Raw genomic sequence first — 14,266 nt, 5'->3', positions numbered from 1 at the left:
ACGCAACCAACGGATCGTTTTATAAGAAACGGCGGAAGCCGACCCTGCTAATGCAGCGATAGCTCCGCCAGAACGATCACTGCCGCAATGACAATAGACGGAAGCAGATTGGCGACATTGATGTTTTTGATGTGAAGGATGTTGAGCCCGATGCCAATAATCAATACCCCTCCAACAGCCGTAACTTCAGTGATGACGGCACTCAAGTCAGCCTCGCTGATAAATAGGGTAAATAACGTTGACGTAAGCGCAATGGTCCCTTGATATAAGAACACCGGGACTGCTGAAAGCGTGACGCCGATGCCTAAAGTGGAGGAGAGAATGACGGCAGAAATGCCGTCCAACATCGATTTGGTGTATAAAATATCATGGTTGTGCCTCAGTCCGCTGTCGATCGAGCCTAGAATGGCCATGGCGCCTATGCAGTAAATGAGCGTCGCCGTAACGAAGCCTTCCGCGATGCCGCCTCTATTCGTCGGACCGGTCTTCTCCTCCCGGCGGAATTGTGACTCCACCCAGTGACCGAGCTGGTTCAGCCGATATTCAATTCTCATGATTTCTCCGAGAATCCCCCCGACTGCGATACTGATAATGACTATTAAAAAATTCTCCGATTTAAGCGCCATCGTGATGCCAAGAACGGCAATTGCAATCCCCAGTCCCTGCATGACGGTATTACGAATTCCTTCCGGAATACGGGGCAGAACTAGACTGCCCAATAAACCGCCTACCATAATGGCAAGCGCATTGATGATGCTTCCCCATAAAGCCATAAATGCTAATTTCCTCTCTGTTCGGGCCAGGTATGTGACAAAATATCGGTCCGCTGTCTATTGATTAATCCTATAAACCATATACCATAATAACCATTTCTATTAAGCTCATCAATGATTGAATTGGAAAAATTTCTTAACACCGTTCGAGTGAGTGAAGCCTTGACAATGAAATTGATTATCATTACCATATATTTATAATAAAAATGATAATGATTATCAATATCTTTGGGTTAGTCAGGATAAAACGACCAATGAAGCAGGAGGCTAAGGGTGGAAACCAATTCAATAATTGAAGACAGGTGTTTAAGTGACTGCCATGAACAGGACTTGTGTGCTGCGGTCTCCAAAATGGTCCGGGAGGATCCTATTGGTTCGGCGGCCGGGCATGAGCGTTATTTGTTCGTGGAAGTTCCGGTTCCCTGGGACTACGATGTCACGGCATCGAGGCATTTCCCGAAGGGCTTTATGGAAGTCCTCAAAAGGGCGGCCGAGAACGCGCCAAAATTCCGATTTTTATCTTTTGTATCCGATGCTCATCCCTCGCCCGCAGGGTACAGAAGAGTCATGTATTTTCAGAAGCCGCTTCCCCCTTTTGCCCGGTACGAAAAGAAGGAGTATGTAGCTCCCGAAGCAGAGTTAAACGCTTTAGCCGAAGCGCTGCTGAACGGCTCCGAGCTTATGAATCGTTATGAATCTTACAGGTTTCATTCGGAAAATGTCAGGGATTTGTTTGTCTGTACCCATGGAAGTCATGATGTGTGCTGCGGCAGGTTCGGTTACCCCATGTATAAAATGCTTGAAGATCATTATGCGGTGAAATCGTCCGGAAAGCTCAGAGTCTGGCGTGCCAGTCATTTTGGCGGTCACCGCTTTGCTCCTACGATTGCCGATTTGCCCGAAGGACGCTATTGGGCCCAAGTGGAGCCGGAAGATCTTGACACGCTCGTTCTTCGTCAAGGGCCGTTTTCCGATATCTCCCGAAAATACCGGGGATGGGGAGGTGTCGGAAAATATGAACAAATGGTCGAGCGTGAAATCTTCCTTCGTGAAGGATGGAGTTGGCTTGACTACAACAAGAAAGGCACGGTGTTGAGGGAAGAAGGACATTCCGCGGTGGTGAGAATAGATTATTCTTCCGCGGATGGAACGGTTTCAGGAGCATATGAAGGAACCGTTGTTTCCGCAGGTACGATCAAAATGGGCGGTTGCGGAAGCGCAATGAAAGATGTTCAGCAATATCAAGTCTCCCGGCTGACCAAGCTTTAATCCGGTTTAAAACATCATGACATAAGGCAGGAATTTCATAAAATGAAGAACAGCTCTGTAGTTTTCAAATGTTTAATTGTTATTTTGTTGGGTTTTATCGCTGCCTGCGGGGTCAAGCAAGACCAGGCAGCGGAGAATCAGGGAGTGGCGGCTCCGGATCAAGTGAAGGCGGCACAGGAAGAAAGAACGATAAAGCACAAGATGGGGGAAACGAAAGTACCTGCCGATCCCAAGAACATTGGCGCCCTTCAGCCGTTTATCATGGATCATTTGTTGGCGCTGGGAGTCAAGCCCGGTTCCGGCGTGATGTTCGACCAGAAGTGGCCTGCGTTTCTTGCAGATGATTTAAAGGAAACGAAAGTAATCGGCAATGATGCGAACCCGAATCTGGAAGCGATTCTGGCCGCCGGTCCGGATTTAATCATAGGGCAGCCCTTTCAGGAGAAAGCCTATGACGGGTTATCGAAAATCGCTCCTACCATCATTTTGGACACGAATGCAAAGGATTGGCGCAGTACCTTTCTAGAGGTAGGCGAAATCACGGGTAAAACCAAAGAGGCCCGGTCCGTGCTGGAAGCTTTCGATAAAAAAGCCTCCGAAGCCAGGAAGACGCTTCAAGAGTCCATTGGTAATGAAACGGTCATGTTTCTGCGGGTCACCGATAAAGAGCTTCGTTATTACGGAATCAAAAATTATAAAATTTTGTACCAGGATTTGGGGCTTCAGCCTCCGAAGGAATTTGTGACGGACGAATCCAAAACATTCCAGGCGATTTCGATGGAAAAGCTGCCGGAGATTAATCCGGATCATATCCTGCTGCTCGTACAAAGTGAAGAAAAGCTGAATGAATTAAAGGGAAGCTCCCTGTGGCAAAACATGACTGCCGTGAAGAAAAACCAGGTGCACTCTGTCGATTATGATCTTTGGCTGCAGGGCTGGGGGCCCATCGCTTATAGCAAGCTGATTGATGAGACGCTTCAGTTTTTGGCGCGCAAATAACAGAGGCCTCCATGAAGATGCCTATGAAAAAGAAGAGGGGCAGACCATGAAGCAAACCTTATACTCGGAACATTTGAATATTGCTTATGCGGATCGGATGATTGTTGAGGATTTAAACTTGCACTTTCCAGAAGGGAAAATCACCGCGCTCGTAGGTGCCAACGGTTCGGGAAAGTCAACCATTCTGAAGGCGATGGCAAGAATTATGAAGCCTGAAGGGGGACAGGTATATCTCGACGGCAAATCGATCTACAGGCAGTCGACCAAAGAAGTCGCCAAACAGGTGGCCATTCTTCCGCAAAATCCAGCCGCTCCTGATGGATTGACGGTCAGCGAGCTTGTCTCTTACGGCCGGTTTCCGCATCAAAAAGGCTTTGGCACGCTGACGAAGGAAGATAAAGAAATCATTCAGTGGGCGATTCAGGTAACAGGGATGACGGAATTTTATGATCGCCCGGTAGATCAGCTTTCCGGCGGTCAGCGGCAGCGGGCGTGGATTGCCATGGCTCTGGCCCAAGGAACTCAAATTCTTTTTCTCGATGAGCCTACGACATTTCTGGATATGGCCCATCAGTTGGAAGTACATCAGCTGTTAATGAAGCTCAATCAGGAAGAACAGCGAACGATTATTATGGTAGTCCATGATTTGAATCATGCCTCCCGATATGCCCACCATGTGGTGGCCATTAAACAGGGGAAAGTGGTCAGTGAAGGAAGTCCGGACAAGGTCATGACCAGAGAAGTGCTCAAAGAGGTTTTTGGGATCGAAGCGGACATTATATCTGATCCGAGAAGCGGGGTTCCTCTATGCCTGCCCTTTGCGCTGGCTTAGGAAGGGACCTGCCGTGCGTCGCCCGTATTCGTATTGAAGTTATGAATTTATAGTGAGGATGTTTTAACGTGTCAATAACAGAAGCAACAGAGCCTATTGCGGATTCTTCAACACCAAAGCTTCATTCGCGTCCCGCAGCCGCCGCCATCGTTTTGATCGGAGGTCTTGCCGCTCTTGTTCTCGGCATCGCGGCATCCATTTCATTCGGTGCGGCGGATATCGGATTGATGACCGTATGGGAAGCTGTATTCCGGTTTAATCCGGATCTTACGGCTCATCAAATCATCCAGGAACTGCGATTGCCGCGGGTGCTTGGAGGTGCCGTAGTCGGGGCCAGCTTTGCCGTCGCCGGAGCTTTGATGCAGGGCATGACCCGCAATCCGCTGGCCGATTCCGGTTTGCTGGGACTGAATGCCGGAGCCGGCTTCGTCATGGCGTTGTGCTATGCCTTATTTCCCGGCCTTCCTTTTATTTATCTGATGCTGTGTTCGTTTCTGGGTGCCGGACTCGGGGCAGGGCTCGTGTATGGCATCGGCTCTTCCGCGACAGCCGGGCTTACACCGGTTCGCCTTGTCCTTGCCGGAGCGGCGGTCACCGCCTTGTTGTCGGCGCTTAGCGAAGGGATTGCGATCCATTTTAATGTTGCCCAGAATCTGGCTATCTGGTATGCGGGGGGGCTGGAAGGCACCCGATGGATTCAATTGCAAATCATTTTTCCGTGGATTCTTGGCGCATTGCTCGCCGCCATGCTGCTGTCTCGTTCCATCACGCTGTTAAGCCTGGGCGAAGAGATTGCGGCGGGACTTGGCCAGCGCACGGAAGTAATCAAGCTTGCGGGACTGGTCATCGTCCTTATACTCGCCGGTGCGGCGGTTTCGGTCGCCGGTACGATCGGTTTCGTCGGTTTGATGATTCCCCATGTAACCCGGTTTCTGGTTGGCGTCGATTACCGTTGGATCATTCCTTGCTCGGCTGTTCTCGGAAGTCTTCTGATGGTTTTAGCCGATCTGGCGGCGAGAATGGTTAACCCCCCGTTCGAGACGCCGTTAGGGGCGCTCATCGCTTTGCTGGGGGTTCCTTTCTTTCTCTATCTGGCGCGTAAAGAAAGGAGGGGGCTGTAATGGGAGCAACGCCGGAATCCGTCTTGGAAAACAGAAGAAAAAAAGGCGGGTTTACCGTCATGGCCGTTCTCGGCATACTGATTATCGCTGCTTTCATCATCAGCATGAACACCGGATATATACGTTTGTCGCCGCTTGATGTGATAAAGACGTTGTTTGGATGGGGGACCGGCAAGCAGGAATTGATTCTGTTTGAATTCCGCTTGCCGCGCATTGTCATTTCCGTTCTTGTTGGTGCCGGCTTAGCCGTGTCCGGCTGTATTCTGCAGGGCATCACCCACAATGCGCTGGCTGATCCCGGCATTCTTGGCATTAACGCAGGCGCCGGTTTAACAGTCATGCTGTTTATTTTTTTATTTCCGACATCGGCAGCCGCCCCGGTACTTTGGCTTCCGGTAACGGCATTGGTTGGTGCGGGGCTAACCGCCGCATTGATCTGCATACTCGCCTACAAACGGCATAAGGGATTTGTGCCGACAAGGCTGCTGCTTACCGGGATTGCAGTGGCCACAGGCATCAAAGCGGCAATGATCGTACTGACGCTGCGGTTTGATCCGGATCAGTATCAGTTTGTGGCCACCTGGCTCGCAGGCAGTATATGGGGCTCGAGCTGGAAGTTTGTGCTCGCGCTTTTACCATGGATTGTGGTGCTTCTTCCGTTTGTATTTTTCAAAGCCCGCGTGTTGAACGTGCTGAATCTTGGGGATCAGACAGCTGTTGGGCTTGGCACGCCGATTGGGAAGGAAAGGCTTATGCTGCTGGGTGCAGCGGTAGGTTTGGCCGGATCGTGTGTAGCGGTAAGCGGAGGCATCGGTTTCATCGGGCTGATCGCTCCGCATTTGGCGCGAAGGCTTGTCGGGCCGAAGCATCAAATGCTTTTGCCGACATCGGCTTTGGCCGGGGCTTTGCTCCTTATCGTGGCGGATACCTTGGGCCGTTGGATTGTGCAGCCGTCAGAGGTTCCGGCCGGTCTCGTCGTTGCTGTGATCGGAGCGCCATATTTTCTTTATCTGCTGGCGCATGCGAAATCTTGAATCAGTTTGAATGTTGGAGGGAAATCTGTGTTTTTAATAAAAAATAGATTGTTGTATGTAACCTTGATGATCTGGCTAGTCATTGCTCTTGCTGCCTGCGGAGGCCAAGCGGGATCCGGGGCGTCGAATGCTCCGGCGGAGCAGACCGGCGATTCTTCCCCTGTGACCGACAAAAGCACGAAGATATTTAAAGCGGCGAATGGGGACGTTGAAATTCCGGTTCATCCGCAGCGCATCGTTGCGATCACGTTCTTGGGAGATCTGCTCGCGCTCGGGGTCAAACCGGTCGGCGCCGGTTCGATCGCGTTGAACAATTCCGTTCTTTTGGAAAAGGAGCTTGAAGGTGTAGCCGATGTCGGGGATGTCTCCGTGGAAAAGGTACTGGAGCTTAATCCGGATTTAATTATTGTACCGACGTATCTTCCGTCTGAAACGGTCGAGCAGCTGAAGAAAATTGCTCCTACCGTAGCGATTCCTTCCGTTGGCCTGGAGGGCGGAGATCCGCTGGAAGAATTGAAGACCTTCGGCGTGATGCTCGGTAAAGAAAAGGAAGCGGAAGCCTTCATTGCCCGGTATAAGCAAAAGGCTGAGGAAGCAAAGGCAAAATTAAACGGCATCATCGGTCCGGACGAAACGGTGGGAAGCTATTCCATTTGGGCGAAAAATCTTTGGGTATGGCCTAAAACGCGTGATGCGGGCTACAATCTGTTCGAGATGTTACAATACAAACCGCAAGACAAAATAGCCAAGGAAATTTTCCCGGATGGCAAAGGGAAGGACATTTCCTTGGAGGTGCTGCCCGAATTTGCCGCCGACCATATGTTTATTACGGTATACGAACCGGACGGAGGGGCCGAACGGGCGAAGGAAGTAGCGAATGGCGCCATTTGGCAAGGCCTGCCCGCCGTGAAAAATAACCATGTTTACTATTTGGATTATAAAAAATTCTGGATGATCGACGGGCTTAATTTGGAGAAGCAATTAGACATTCTGGTCGATCTCATCGTGAAGCAAAATCAAAAATAACCGGTCCCCCGGATATTCAAGTCTTGATGAAAAACCCGTCCTCACCGGACGGGTTTCGTTCGTTACATATCCATATCAGGCGTGCCACCGCTGCCTTTCTTTTTCTGTTCCGGTTTATCGCTAACGACACATTCCGTTGTCAGGAACATGGCGGCAACGGAAGCTGCATTTTGCAAGGCGGAGCGGGTTACTTTAGCAGGGTCCACAATTCCCTTCTCAATCATATGTACCCACTCGCCGTTGGCCGCGTTATAACCTATGCCCGCAGGCTCCCGTTGAATCCTTTCCACCACGACGGAACCGTCGATCCCGGCATTGGAAGCGATCGTTCGAATCGGGGCCTCCAGCGCATGACGCACGATGTTGATGCCCGTCGCTTCGTCGCCGCCGTCGGTTTTTATGTTTTCCACAGCCGAAATCACATTGATCAGTGCGACGCCCCCGCCTGCGACGATTCCTTCCTCGACTGCGGCACGTGTGGAGTTCAATGCGTCTTCGATACGTAATTTTTTCTCCTTCATTTCGGTTTCCGTCGCTGCGCCTACTTTAATCACAGCAACACCGCCGGCCAATTTGGCCAGCCGCTCCTGCAGCTTCTCGCGGTCGAATTCGGAGGTCGTTTCTTCGATTTGTTTTTTAATTTGTTGTACGCGCGAATCGATATCCTGCTTTTGTCCATAACCGTCGACAATCGTCGTGTTCTCTTTGGTTACTTGCACTTGACGAGCGCGTCCGAAATGTTCGAGCCCCGCATTCTTCAGGTCAAGACCAAGTTCTTCTGTAATGACTTGTCCACCCGTTAGCACTGCAATATCCTGCAGCATCGCCTTCCTGCGGTCGCCAAAACCAGGCGCCTTCACCGCTACGCAAGTAAACTTGCCGCGCAATTTATTAATGACAAGCGTGGCCAACGCTTCCCCTTCCACATCTTCGGCAATGATCAGGAGAGGCTTGCCCTGCTGAACCACTTTTTCAAGCGCGGGCAGCAAATCTTTGACATTGGATACCTTTTTGTCCGTAATCAAGATATAGGGCTCATCCAATACCGCTTCCATTTTATCCGTATTTGTAATCATGTAAGGGGAGATATAGCCGCGATCGAACTGCATCCCGTCAACCGTTTCCAGTTCGGTCGTAAAGCCTTTTGATTCTTCAACGGTGATGACCCCGTCTTTGCCGACTTTCTCCATCGCTTCCGCGATCAGTTGTCCGATTTCTTCATCCGCGGCGGAGATGGCAGCCACCTGTGCGATTTCATTTTTGTGATCCACCGGTTTTGCGATTTTCTTAATCTCATCAACCGCAACGCGAACGGCTTTCTCTATCCCTTTTCGGATGAGCATCGGGTTTGCGCCGGAGGTCACATTCTTAAGACCTTCACGAATCATTGCTTGGGCGAGTACAGTAGCGGTGGTAGTACCGTCGCCGGCTACGTCATTGGTCTTGGTTGCCACTTCCTTCACCAATTTGGCGCCCATATTTTCAAACGGATCTTCCAGTTCGATTTCTTTTGCAATGGTTACTCCATCATTGGTAATCAGTGGAGAGCCGAATGACTTTTGCAAAACCACATTGCGTCCCTTAGGACCAAGAGTCACTTTCACGGCATTAGCCAGCGTGTCCACACCGCGAAGCATAGCGCGGCGAGAATCTTCGTTGAACAGGATTTGTTTAGCCATGGGTTACCAGCTCCTTTTGACCTGAAGGTTCCAAAATCGCCAAAATATCCGACTCTCTAAGGACTAAATAGTTTTTTTGCTCAACTTTTATCTCGGTGCCCGCATATTTGCTGTAAAGAACGAGGTCACCTTCATGCACATCCAAGGGTATGACGTTACCCTTTTCTATTCGTCCTCGACCCACCGCAACAATTTTGCCTTGCACCGGTTTTTCCTTCGCCTTTTCGGGAAGTACGATGCCGCCGGCTGTCACTTCTTCCTGCTTCTGTGGTTCGATCACCACTCGGTCACCTAACGGTTTCAACATCGAGTACCAACCTCCCAACTGAATGTATTAGCACTCGTAAAGTAGGAGTGCTAATGCTGATAATTAATATACATTATTTGTATCGTCGATCAAAGGCGGTTTTCCCGTATGAAAGCTTATAAAAATGAATTCAGTTCGTGATTTTTTATCATTTCTCTTGATTTTGAAGGAATACTTGTATTTTTTACCGTGGACGCACAGAAAAAAAGAGAAAAATTAAGCAAAGAAAAGAAAGAAAAAGAAAAGCCGGGATTTTTTTGTTCCAGTTGCCCAAAATTAGCAAAATGTACCTTTGAAAAAAAGCAAAAAGAAAAAATATACTCAAATTAGCACTCGTCTCATTAGACCGCTAACAAAAAATGATATGAAGAAGACAATCATATTTGAAGCTTTTTATTGATCGTGGGAACATGACGGTAAAGAATTTCACCTATGATCATGTCTTCTTTTTTTGTGGGGTGAACCGGTATGAAAACATGATGAAGTGCGACTCTCATTGCCAGACAGGGGGTTGACATACAGGGCCTGTTATTGATTCATTTGATAGGAGGTATTTGCCGTATGAATGCATTACTGCTTGCCGGAGGTCTCGGAACCAGGTTAAAGCCGCTCACGGAAACATTGCCCAAACCGATGGCTTTAATCGCCAATCGTCCGTGGCTGGAGCATGTGATTGTTCATTTGAAAAAACAGGGTATTCAAAATTTCGTTATCGCGGTCAAGCATCATCCGGAGAAAATACAGAATCATTTTGGCAATGGAGAGAAATGGGGGATCACGATCCAATATGCGATGGAAGATTCCCTCAAAGGCACTGCCGGAGCCATCAAAAACGCGGAGCGTTATCTTGACGATCGGTTTATCGTGGTCAACGCGGATATCGTTCATGAAATCGACCTTAATCCCTTATTGGAATTTCACCGGAAGCACGGGGGAAATGTCACTATCGGCTTGACGGAGGTGGACGATCCCACCCAATATGGCGTCGTGCAGCAGGACGGGGCCGGACGCATCCTTCGGTTTGTCGAAAAGCCCCGTTTGGAAGAAGCGCCGTCACGTCGGATCAATGCGGGAATTTATGTGATGGAAAAAAAGGTGCTGAGCTTCATTCCCCCGGATCGGGAAGTTTCCATCGAGCGTGAAACCTTCCCTCTGCTGATTACCAGGAATGTAGGTGTTTACGGAAAAGTGATTTCGGGATACTGGATGGACATGGGAACCAAAGACAGGTACCGCCGAATTCATTGGGATGTGTTAAATCGCGTGAACAACCTTCCGATCCCCGGCAAAGAAAGCGGAAAAGGAATCTGGCTGGGCAAAAACTGCGATATTGGCCCCGGTGTACTGCTCATTCCGCCGGTTCTTATCGGAGATAACGTGGTTATCGGGGAACGCTCCATTATCGGGCCGTTCAGCGTAATCGGAAACGATTGTGTGATCGGCCGTAACGTGCGCTGTTCCGAAACCATTATGTGGGACCGCTGCAAAATAAACGACGCTACCCATTTAAGCAACTGCATTTTCGGTTACGATCTTGAGTTGGGCTCGAAGCATATTTTGCATGAAGCGGTCATGAATCGAATGGGGGTGCTGCAAGCATGACTCGAGTGGCTTATGTCAGTACGTACGTGCCTCAAAAATGCGGGCTGGCCACCTATACGTTTCATTTAAGGCAGGCGGTCAATAACGCCAAGGGTTGGAAAGGGAAGGACCCCGTCGTTGTGCTCACGGAAAACCCGGCCGACCGGTCCGATGATCCCGTTTTGTGGCCGCTTCAGCGCAATCAAGTTGAAGATTACGCCAAAATGGCGAGGAAAATAAATGGCTCCGATATCGACGTTGTTTCCCTGCAGCATGAATTCGGGATCTTTGGCGGTGAAGCGGGAGCTCACATCTTAACCTTTATCCAAAATCTAAAAAAACCTCTCATCACAACCTTTCATACGGTTTTCAAGAAACCCGAGCCACCCTACGCCTCGATCCAGAGGGAAATCGCGGAAAAAAGCGCAAAGATCATCGTGATGAACCGGAAGGCAATTGCCTATTTGCAAGAAGCGTACGGAATCCCGAAAGAAAAAATTTGCTTTATCCCCCACGGTACACCAGAGCCGAGTTCGGAAAAAAGGCAGCATGTCCGGGAGCAGCTTGGCTGGCAGAACCGAAAAGTGCTCATGACGTTCGGGCTGCTGAGCCGTGGCAAAGGCATCGAACTGATCCTGAAGGCATTGCCGGAAATCGCACGCAGGATTCCCAATGTTTTATATGTGATTGCCGGACAAACGCATCCGGAAATCAGGAAGCGGGAAGGAGAGTCCTATCGGAACGAGCTGCAGGAACAAATTCGAACCAGCGGTATGCAGCAGCATGTTGCAATGATTGACAAGTACATGGACGAGGACGAACTGATCAAGCATATTTCAGCATGCGATATCTATGTGACCCCTTACCCGGGGATGCAACAGATTACAAGCGGCACATTGGCATACGCCGTCGGGTTGGGGCGGCCGGTATTATCCACGCCCTACGCTTATGCGCAGGATTTGCTTTCCGACTATCCGGAACTGCTTTTGCCTTATGAAAATGAACAGGCATGGATCGATAAAACGGTCTCGCTGTTGACCAACGATCCTTTATTGAAGAGCTGGAACAAACGAATGGAGCGTATCGGGGAAACAATGCATTGGCCGGTAATCGGAAGGCAGCACGCAAGCTTGTTCGCCGAGGTGAGGGAACGTGAATCCGTCATCAGTTAGTTTTCGGCATATGTTTCGGCTGACTGATGATACCGGAATCGTAGAGCACGCTCTTGGCCGCATTCCCCGCCGCCAGGAGGGCTACAGCACGGACGACCAGGCCCGGGCGCTCTGGGCGTGCCTGGAGTGGCTTGATTATGTTCCCGAGAAGGAAGCTGACGGTTTATATTCGCTCATCGATACGTATCTCTCCTTTTTGCTTTGGACACAAAACGAAAACGGACATTTTCACAACAACATCGCTTTTGATCGGACGAGAGAAGCCGAAACGCCCTCGGATGATTGCCTGGGACGCTGTTTGTGGGCCAGTGCGCTCGCTTTTATAAAGCTGCAGGATCGGGAACGCGCGCTTGCGGCAAAAGAAATCCTTGAAAAGGCGATGAACCAGGTGGCCAATTTGCAATACCTGCGGGGATCTGCTTACGCGATGGCGGCGATAAGTCTCTTGATTCGCCATAACTATCCGCGCGACTTGGATGCTGTATTGGCGGCACTGGCGGCGAAATTGCTTCATGCTTACCGGACCCATGCCAGGCCGCAATGGTTATGGTACGAACCGGCATTATCCTACAGCAACGGGATTATCCCCTGGGGATTGTTTTGCGCGTATGAGGCTATGAAAAACAATGAGCTTCTTGACGTTGCTGTAGAAAGCCTGGATTTTCTAATCCGGTTATCGCTGAATGAGAAGGGGCATATTCGTCCGGTAGGGAATAGGGGATGGTGTACGCCAGAGTACAGAGCACTGTGGGATCAACAGCCGATCGATGTCATGAAGCTCGCTTTGGCCGCTTCCAAAGCCTACGAAATGACAGGAAAAGCCCGTTATGCAGAGATCGTAGGTAAATGCAGGGGCTGGTTTTACGGCGAGAACGATGCGGGGGTTCCGATGTGCAACGCGCTGGAAGGGAGCGGATACGATGGATTGGGGGAAAAGGGTCCGAATCTGAACCAGGGAGCGGAATCTACACTATCTTATTTATTGACAGAGGCTGTTTATCTGAAACTTAACGCGAACAAAAGAGGTGCAGAGAACTATGCGGCTTATCGATGCTAAACGTAACCTGCTGCCAACCCAGGTTTTTCGGGAATATGATATTCGCGGAAAAGCCTACGCGGAAATCGATCTTTCTTTCTGCTACTTGCTTGGCAAAGCGTTTGGGGAAAAGGTTAGGGCTACGGGAACCGACAAGGTGATTGTCGGCCGTGACAACCGTAAATCGTCTCCGGAATTTCATCGTGCGCTAATTTCCGGTTTGCACCAAGCGTCCTGTCACGTCGTGGATATAGGGGAAGTCACGACACCGATGTTTTACTATGCGCTTGAATTTCTAAAAACGCCCTGCGGTGTAATGATTACTGCAAGCCATAATCCCGGTGACGAGAACGGATTTAAGATTGCGATGGACTATTCGACCATTTATGGAAACGCGATTCTAGAGCTGCGGCAAGGGATGCGCCGGCTTTCGGAAGAGGAGGACATACCGCAAAAATACAGATGGAACATGCGTCTGCTGAAGCGCGAAGACGTGGAGGAGCCGTACTTGACCATGCTGGCCGAAAAAATAAAACTTGGCCCGAGAAAATTAAAAGTAGTGGTGGACTGCGGCAATGGCACGCCGTCTCCTTTTGTTCCGAAAGCGTTGAAAAACTGGGGCTGCGAAGTAATAGAGCTTTATTGCAAGTCCGACCCGGATTTCCCGAACCATCACCCGGATCCTGTGGATCCGGACAATTTGAAAGATCTGATCGACAAGGTGAGAGCGTCGAAGGCTGATATTGGTATTGCCTTCGACGGAGACGGCGACAGGCTCGGCGTCGTGGATGAGCAGGGGAACGTGTTATGGGGCGATCAATTAATGATTCTGTTCTGGCGCGAAATTCTTCCCCGATATCCCGGCTGTGACGCTTTAATTGAGGTGAAATGCTCAAAGGCGCTGGTGGAAGAAGTCGAGAGACTCGGCGGCAAGCCGGTGTATCACCGCACCGGGCATTCGCATATCAAAGCTACGATGCGCAGGCTGAATACGCCGTTCAGCGGCGAAATGTCTGGTCATCTATTTTTCCGTGACGAATACTACGGATTTGACGACGCCCTGTATGCGGCCGGTCGGCTCCTACGGATATTGACCCATACGGATAAGCGTCTTTCGGATTGTTTTAAGGATGTACCCCGTTATTATGCAACACCTGAAACGAGAGTTCCGTGCAGCGACGACGCCAAGCTTCGCATTTTGAACAAAGTGAAGCATTACTTTCATGGAAGTCATGAGATGATCGAGGTGGACGGAATTCGTGTTTTGTTCCCTGGAGGATGGGGGCTTGTCCGCTGCTCCAACACGCAGCCGATTTTAGTATTGCGTGCGGAAGCGGAAACGGAGGAAGGGTTGAATGAAATCAAGTCGGAACTGGAAAAGGCCTTGAAAACTGCATCCGGAAGCCTGCAAGTCAACTGGTAATTGGCAGTGCCCGG

General features: G+C 50.0%; 14 protein-coding genes. 11 read left to right on the top strand and 3 right to left on the bottom strand.

What is annotated here, in order from left to right; genetic code table 11:
* Positions 1 to 47: 47 nt before the first annotated feature.
* On the bottom strand, positions 48 to 773 hold the full coding sequence (locus tag BLT35_RS07425; RefSeq protein WP_074727418.1) for a DUF554 domain-containing protein: 726 nt from the start codon (positions 771 to 773) through the stop codon (positions 48 to 50).
* A gap of 273 nt (positions 774 to 1,046) precedes the next feature.
* Between BLT35_RS07425 and BLT35_RS07420 the strand changes: the two genes are divergently transcribed.
* The 6 genes from BLT35_RS07420 to BLT35_RS07395 all read left to right on the top strand — a co-directional run bounded on the left by BLT35_RS07420 (position 1,047) and on the right by BLT35_RS07395 (position 7,054).
* The gene (locus BLT35_RS07420; RefSeq protein ID WP_083351223.1) at positions 1,047 to 2,042 is read left to right on the top strand and encodes a ferredoxin family protein; all 996 of its coding nucleotides are present in this window, start codon (positions 1,047 to 1,049) and stop codon (positions 2,040 to 2,042) included.
* An 87-nt stretch (positions 2,043 to 2,129) separates the two neighbouring features.
* Positions 2,130 to 3,041 carry an ABC transporter substrate-binding protein gene (locus BLT35_RS07415; protein ID WP_217634702.1) on the top strand — a complete coding sequence of 304 codons (912 nt, stop codon included), beginning with the start codon at positions 2,130 to 2,132 and terminating at the stop codon, positions 3,039 to 3,041.
* Positions 3,042 to 3,087: 46 nt separating this feature from the next.
* Entirely contained in the window at positions 3,088 to 3,873 is a 786-nt protein-coding gene (locus BLT35_RS07410; RefSeq protein ID WP_054817303.1) for an ABC transporter ATP-binding protein, read from the top strand.
* Positions 3,874 to 3,941: 68 nt separating this feature from the next.
* Positions 3,942 to 4,994, top strand: coding sequence for a FecCD family ABC transporter permease (locus tag BLT35_RS07405; protein WP_074727416.1), 1,053 nt, complete (start codon positions 3,942 to 3,944; stop codon positions 4,992 to 4,994).
* On the top strand, positions 4,994 to 6,028 hold the full coding sequence (locus BLT35_RS07400) for a FecCD family ABC transporter permease (protein WP_074727415.1): 1,035 nt from the start codon (positions 4,994 to 4,996) through the stop codon (positions 6,026 to 6,028). Before BLT35_RS07405 ends, BLT35_RS07400 begins: the two co-directional genes overlap by 1 nt.
* 27 nt (positions 6,029 to 6,055) lie before the next feature.
* Positions 6,056 to 7,054, top strand: a complete 999-nt coding sequence (locus BLT35_RS07395; protein WP_235594214.1) for an ABC transporter substrate-binding protein — start codon at positions 6,056 to 6,058, stop codon at positions 7,052 to 7,054.
* Positions 7,055 to 7,116: 62 nt separating this feature from the next.
* On the opposite strand, the gene groL is transcribed toward BLT35_RS07395, so the two are convergent.
* Both groL and groES read right to left on the bottom strand, forming a co-directional pair.
* Positions 7,117 to 8,733, bottom strand: a complete 1,617-nt coding sequence (gene groL / locus BLT35_RS07390) for a chaperonin GroEL (RefSeq protein ID WP_074727414.1) — start codon at positions 8,731 to 8,733, stop codon at positions 7,117 to 7,119.
* A complete protein-coding gene (gene groES / locus BLT35_RS07385; protein ID WP_062410585.1) occupies positions 8,726 to 9,040 on the bottom strand; it encodes a co-chaperone GroES in 315 nt (104 codons plus the stop codon). The genes groL and groES overlap by 8 nt, the downstream gene beginning before the upstream one ends.
* A gap of 189 nt (positions 9,041 to 9,229) precedes the next feature.
* Here groES and BLT35_RS26815 point away from each other — a divergent pair, with 189 nt between their 5' ends.
* From BLT35_RS26815 to BLT35_RS07365, 5 genes are all read left to right on the top strand, one after another.
* Positions 9,230 to 9,370, top strand: coding sequence for a hypothetical protein (locus BLT35_RS26815; protein ID WP_175471948.1), 141 nt, complete (start codon positions 9,230 to 9,232; stop codon positions 9,368 to 9,370).
* Between the two features lie 231 nt (positions 9,371 to 9,601).
* Positions 9,602 to 10,642, top strand: a complete 1,041-nt coding sequence (locus BLT35_RS07380) for a nucleotidyltransferase family protein (protein WP_074727413.1) — start codon at positions 9,602 to 9,604, stop codon at positions 10,640 to 10,642.
* On the top strand, positions 10,639 to 11,793 hold the full coding sequence (locus BLT35_RS07375; RefSeq protein WP_074727412.1) for a glycosyltransferase family 4 protein: 1,155 nt from the start codon (positions 10,639 to 10,641) through the stop codon (positions 11,791 to 11,793). Before BLT35_RS07380 ends, BLT35_RS07375 begins: the two co-directional genes overlap by 4 nt.
* Before the next feature lie 10 nt (positions 11,794 to 11,803).
* Positions 11,804 to 12,850, top strand: a complete 1,047-nt coding sequence (locus tag BLT35_RS07370) for a glycoside hydrolase family protein (RefSeq protein ID WP_074727411.1) — start codon at positions 11,804 to 11,806, stop codon at positions 12,848 to 12,850.
* Positions 12,831 to 14,252 carry a phosphomannomutase/phosphoglucomutase gene (locus tag BLT35_RS07365; RefSeq protein ID WP_062410588.1) on the top strand — a complete coding sequence of 474 codons (1,422 nt, stop codon included), beginning with the start codon at positions 12,831 to 12,833 and terminating at the stop codon, positions 14,250 to 14,252. The genes BLT35_RS07370 and BLT35_RS07365 overlap by 20 nt, the downstream gene beginning before the upstream one ends.
* Positions 14,253 to 14,266: the final 14 nt, after the last annotated feature.

Source organism: Paenibacillus naphthalenovorans (genome assembly GCF_900099895.1).
Classification (GTDB): domain Bacteria; phylum Bacillota; class Bacilli; order Paenibacillales; family NBRC-103111; genus Paenibacillus_G; species Paenibacillus_G naphthalenovorans.
The sequence above is the reverse complement of the archived record's forward strand: the minus strand, read 5'-3'. Positions and strand labels throughout refer to the sequence as shown.

Excerpts from the sequence above, each read along its gene's own strand:
- BLT35_RS07425 (WP_074727418.1), bottom strand. The coding sequence starts at position 773 with ATGGCTTTATGGGGAAGCATCATCAATGCGCTTGCCATTATGGTAGGC.
- BLT35_RS07410 (WP_054817303.1), top strand. The coding sequence starts at position 3,088 with ATGAAGCAAACCTTATACTCGGAACATTTGAATATTGCTTATGCGGAT.
- BLT35_RS07400 (WP_074727415.1), top strand. The coding sequence starts at position 4,994 with ATGGGAGCAACGCCGGAATCCGTCTTGGAAAACAGAAGAAAAAAAGGC.
- groL (WP_074727414.1), bottom strand. The coding sequence starts at position 8,733 with ATGGCTAAACAAATCCTGTTCAACGAAGATTCTCGCCGCGCTATGCTT.
- groES (WP_062410585.1), bottom strand. The coding sequence starts at position 9,040 with ATGTTGAAACCGTTAGGTGACCGAGTGGTGATCGAACCACAGAAGCAG.
- BLT35_RS07380 (WP_074727413.1), top strand. The coding sequence starts at position 9,602 with ATGAATGCATTACTGCTTGCCGGAGGTCTCGGAACCAGGTTAAAGCCG.
- BLT35_RS07375 (WP_074727412.1), top strand. The coding sequence starts at position 10,639 with ATGACTCGAGTGGCTTATGTCAGTACGTACGTGCCTCAAAAATGCGGG.
- BLT35_RS07370 (WP_074727411.1), top strand. The coding sequence starts at position 11,804 with ATGTTTCGGCTGACTGATGATACCGGAATCGTAGAGCACGCTCTTGGC.
- BLT35_RS07365 (WP_062410588.1), top strand. The coding sequence starts at position 12,831 with ATGCGGCTTATCGATGCTAAACGTAACCTGCTGCCAACCCAGGTTTTT.